The 4,931-nt window shown below is 70.0% G+C and carries 2 protein-coding genes; one reads left to right on the forward strand and one right to left on the reverse strand.

Annotated elements, in window-relative coordinates; all coding sequences use genetic code 11:
- A partial coding sequence (locus AB0M20_RS27365; protein WP_364302943.1) for a S8 family serine peptidase occupies window positions 1-2,708 on the reverse strand: 2,708 nt, incomplete at its 3' end.
- Window positions 2,709-3,122: 414 nt separating this feature from the next.
- Here AB0M20_RS27365 and AB0M20_RS27370 point away from each other — a divergent pair.
- Entirely contained in the window at window positions 3,123-4,883 is a 1,761-nt protein-coding gene (locus tag AB0M20_RS27370) for a glycoside hydrolase family 3 protein (RefSeq protein WP_364302944.1), read from the forward strand.
- Window positions 4,884-4,931: the final 48 nt, after the last annotated feature.

Raw genomic sequence — 4,931 nt, forward strand, 5'->3', positions numbered from 1 at the left:
GCCACGGTCAGCCGGCCCGCGCCGAGCTCGAAGTTGGCCTGCGTCGCCCAGTCCGGCTCGACGTCGACCGTCTTGGTCTGCGACCCGTAGTTGGACGCGGTCGCCGTGAAGGGGTGCGCGCCCGTCTTGGACGAGAACAGCCAGTAGAAGCCGTCCGGGATGCCGGCGTCGTCCGGCGTCGCGGTGGTCACGGCCTTCTCCGCCGGAGCGTCGACACTGGTGACCGTCGCGCCGTTGATGTAGCCGTCGGACTCCTTGTCCTTGACGTGACCCACGACGAGACCGCCGTTGGTCGGCTTGCAGGCGACCTCGCTGCCCACCAGGACGTTGTCGACCTGCCACCACCAGGCGAACTCGGCCTGGTAGAAGTGGAAGCGGACCTGCACGTCGGTCTTGCCGGCGGCCTGCGGGATCGGAATCTCGGTGACCGTCGGGCCGCGGACGTCCTCCGGCTGCGAGAGCACGGTCGACCAGGTGGCGCCGCCGTCGATGCTCAGGTCGACGTCCGCGATGTCGTCACCCAGGGCGTTGAAGTCCTGGTTGAAGCGGATCACCGGAGCGGTGACGTCGGACAGGTCCACCTTCGGGCTGACCAGCGAGCCGTCCTGGACGAAGCCGCCGCCGTACGCGTCGCTGTCCAGGATGGCGAAGTTGCCCGTGCCGCCGGTCAGGTTGCCGCGGGCACCGGGATCGTCGAAGACCCAGCTCTGGCCCTCACCGGCGTTGTCCACGACGGTCCAGCCCGCCGGGGTCGACTCGGTGTCGAAGGTCTCGTAGATGCCGTCCGAGCCGTACTCGTAGCCCGGAGCGGCCGAGCACGCGTCGGTGTCCACCGGCACGGCCACGTTCTGCACCAGGTTGGCGTTGCCGACGACGGTCTCCTTGGTGACGACCTCGTAGCCCGGGTACTGCGTCTCGTACTTCAGGGTGTAGGTGGCGCCGGCCGGCAGCGAGAAGCTGTAGCGGCCGTTGGCCGGGTTGGTGTAGTCGGAGACGCCCGAGGCGCCCTCGACGCTGACCTTGGTGTAGAGCGGCCAGCCGTGTCCCGAGCCGTCGGTGACCACGCCGCTGACCGTGACGCTCGGCGCGGCGGCCAGCGTGACGTTGAGCGTGGTGGTCTGGTCCTTGGTGATCGTCACGGTGACCGTCTCGCCCACGTACCCGAAGGCGGTGACGGCGACCTGGTAGTCGCCCACCGGCAGGCGGGTGGAGAAGGCGCCGTCGGCGCCGGTCTTGACGGAACGCGACACCGAGCCGGTGATCGTGACGGTGGCGTTGGCGATGGGGGCGCCGGTCGCCTCGTCCTTGACCGTGCCGGCCAGCGTGCCGTTGTCGCCGATCGGCGCGCCGTTCAGCAGGGCCAGGGCGTCCAGCCGGCCCTCGCCGTACACGTTGTTGTCGTCGGCGGTGCCGCCGCACTGTGCGTCGGCCTTGTCGATCGCGGTGTCCTCCAGCAGCTGGCGGGTTTCCGCGACCTCACCGACCAGGGCGGGTGCGGCCGACCAGAGCAGCGCGACCGCGCCGGCGACGTGCGGTGACGCCATCGACGTGCCGTTGAAGCTCCCGTAGCCGTTGCCCGGGATGCTGGAGCGCACGTTCACGCCCGGCGCCGACAGGTTCGGCTTGATCTCGCCGTTCTGCCCGGCGCCACGCGCCGAGAAGCTCCCGATGTTGTTGTTGATGTCGTAGGCGCCCGACGAGAAGTTGCTGACCAGGCTGCCCGGCGAACCGCTGGTGGCGCAGCTCGGGCCGCTGTTGCCGTTGGACCACATGCCGAAGATCCCGGACGCGGTCCAGGCGTTCGTCACGTCCTCCATGAACGGCTCGTTCGACGGCGCCGTGGTGCCCCACGAGTTGTTGATGATGTTCGGCCGCTTGCCGGCGTCGGGGTTCTGGCCCGACAGGTCGGTCGGCTCGAGCATCCATTGACCGGAGGTGATCAGCGCCTCGTCGGACGGGCAGCAGCCGTTGGCGGCGATCCACTTGACGCCGGGTGCGACGCCGATCTGGTTCGCGCCGTCCTCGCCGACCATGGTGCCCATGGTGTGCGTGCCGTGCTCGTCGTTGTCACACGGCGAGCCGCTGCAGGCGCCGGCGGCGTCGAACCAGTTGTAGTTGTGGTCGAAGGTGCCGTCACCGTTGTTGCCGCGGTACTTGGACACCAGCGCCGGGTGGTCGAACTGGACACCGGTGTCGATGTTCGCCACCACGATGCCCTCGCCCTTGACGCCGTACTGCGACCAGACGTCATCGGCGTTGATGTTCGAGATGCCCCACTCGAGGGCGTTGATGGTCTTCTCGGTCGAGCCCTCGGTGACCTTCGGAACCTCGTACTTCACCGTGGGGTAGAGGCCGGCGACCTCGGGGCGGGCCGCGAGGGCCTGCACCGTCGCCGCCGATCCGCCGAACACCTTGATGGCGTTGGTGGCCCAGAACGTCTTGTACTTGGTCTTCGAGCTGTTGAGCTGCGCGACGACGCCGGCCTGGCTGGCCGAGGCGGACTTCTTGAGCGCGGCCGCGACCGCGGTGCCGCGCTTGCTCCAGTCCTTGATGGCGCTGGCCTTGCTCAGGTCCGCCCTGGCCCCGAAGTGGATCCAGAAATCCGCCTCCGGCTTGGCCTGCAGCGCTGTGGCGAGCGCGGGCTTGATCTTGTCGGCTTTGACCGCTGCCTTGGCAGGTGTGGCCTGCGCCGGCGAGCCGGCCGCCACGAGGCCAACGGTGACGACGGCAGCCGTGCCGGCGCACACCAATGACCTGGCGAGACGTCTCCAGTGTGGACGTTTGGACATGCTGATGCTGTCTCCTTCAGGACGACCCACGAACAGAACGAGCCATGGTGAAGGGTCAGAAGCACGTCGGAACGGTAAACGGGGATGGTCGAAGCCGACGGACCCTGCGCCCAGGCAGCCGGGCGGGTCTCACGCCGGCTACCTGAAGGGGACATTAGGAGCATTGATGACCGGCGATCAAGATTGAAGCTGAGCAATCCGTCACTTTCCGGTGCTGATGAATTGCTGCTTTCGCCGATCACGGATCCGGCCAGCAGAAACGAGTGTCGCACGACGGGGCGGCGGTGGCACCCGGACGGTCGTATGGTGAAAGAACTCGATGGGGAGGTTGCCGTGCTGAGGAGACTCGTCGTCACCCTGACCGTGGCCGGGCTGATGCTCGCCGCCGCCGCGACGCCCGCTTCGGCGACCGTCGATCCGGTCACCTTGATGCTGCGGCACATGTCGGTGCGCGACAAGGTCGGGCAGCTGTTCGTGGTCGAGGTCTACGGGCAGGACGCGCGCAGCGTCACCCCCGCCGCGGCCGCCCGCAATCAGGCGCTCTACGGCGTGAACACCCCGGCCGAGGTGATCGACAAGTACCAGCCGGGTGGCGTGATCTACTTCGACGCGCGGCGCGGGCCGGACAACGTGCAGAACCCCCGGCAGATCGCCACGCTGTCCAACGGGCTGCAGGCGACGGCTCTGCGCACCGGCGCCCACGTGCCGCTGCTGATCTCCACCGACCAGGAGGGCGGCGCGGTCGTCTACCGCCTCACCGCGCCGGCCACCGCGATGCCCGGCAACATGGCGCTCGGCGCCACCCGGTCCACGGCGGACGCGCGCCAGTCCGCCAAGGTGATCGGCACCGAGCTGGCGTCGGTCGGGATCAACCAGGACTATGCGCCGGTCGCCGACGTCAACGTCAACCCCGCCAACCCCGTGATCGGCGTACGCTCCGCCGGCGCCGACCCGGCCCTGGTGTCGAGGATGGTCGCGGCCCAGGTGCGCGGCTACCACGCCGGCGGGGTGGCGACCGTGGCCAAGCACTTCCCGGGCCACGGCGACACCGCGACCGACAGCCACTTCGGCCTGCCCGAGGTCACGCACACCCGGGCCGAGCTCGAGGCGATCGACCTGCCGCCGTTCCGGGCCGCCATCCGCGAGGGCGTCGACACGATCATGACCGCGCACGTGGTGCTGCGCTCGGTCGACCCGAGCGGCGCCCCGGCCACCATGTCGCGGCCGATCCTCACCGGTCTGCTGCGCGAGGAGCTCGGCTACGACGGCCTGATCGTCACCGACGCGCTGGACATGGGCGGGGCCACCGGCACGTACCCGCCGGACGTCGCGCCGGTCGCGGCCTTCGAGGCGGGCGCCGACCAGCTGGTGCTGGCGCCGCAGATGGACGTCGCGTACGTGGCGGTGCTGAACGCGGTCGAGTCCGGCCGGATCTCGCGGCAACGCCTCGACGCGTCGGTCGAGCGCATCCTGCGGCTCAAGCTCGAGCGCAACCTGTGGCTGACGGCCTTCGTCAGCCCCGACCGGGCCGAGCGCGTCGTCGGCAGGCCCGCCCACCGGGCCGCCGAGCAGGCCATCACCGACCACACCACCACGCTGGTGAAGAACGATGCCGGGCTGCTGCCGGTGCCCGCCGGGCCGCGCAACGTCCTGGTCACCGGCTGGGGCGTGACCACCACGAGCACGCTGGGTGCGGCGATCGGCCGCCGGGGCGCGACGGTGACCGTGCGCGAGACCGGGACCGCACCGACCGCGGCGACCATCGCCGAGGTCGCCGCCACCGCCGCGCAGCAGGACCTGATCGTGGTCTCGACGATGAACGCGGCCGCGGCCTCGACCGGCCAGCACGCGCTGGTCAGGGCCCTGCTGGCGACGGGCAAGCCGGTCGTCGTGGCGGGCGTGCGCAACCCGTACGACATCGCGTACTTCCCGGAGGCACCGACCTACCTGGCCACCTACGGCTACACGGCGGCCTCGCTGGAGTCGCTGGCCAAGGCGATCTTCGGCGAGATCGACCCGACCGGCAAGCTCCCGGTCAGCATCCCGCGGGCCGACGGCACGGGCACGCTCTACCCGATCGGCCACGGCCTCTGAATCGCGCCGATGGCCATTCGTCGGATTGAGGACCGACGCACTTGCGTT

Source organism: Actinoplanes sp. NPDC051633, assembly GCF_040681735.1.
Taxonomy (GTDB): Bacteria; Actinomycetota; Actinomycetes; order Mycobacteriales; family Micromonosporaceae; genus Actinoplanes.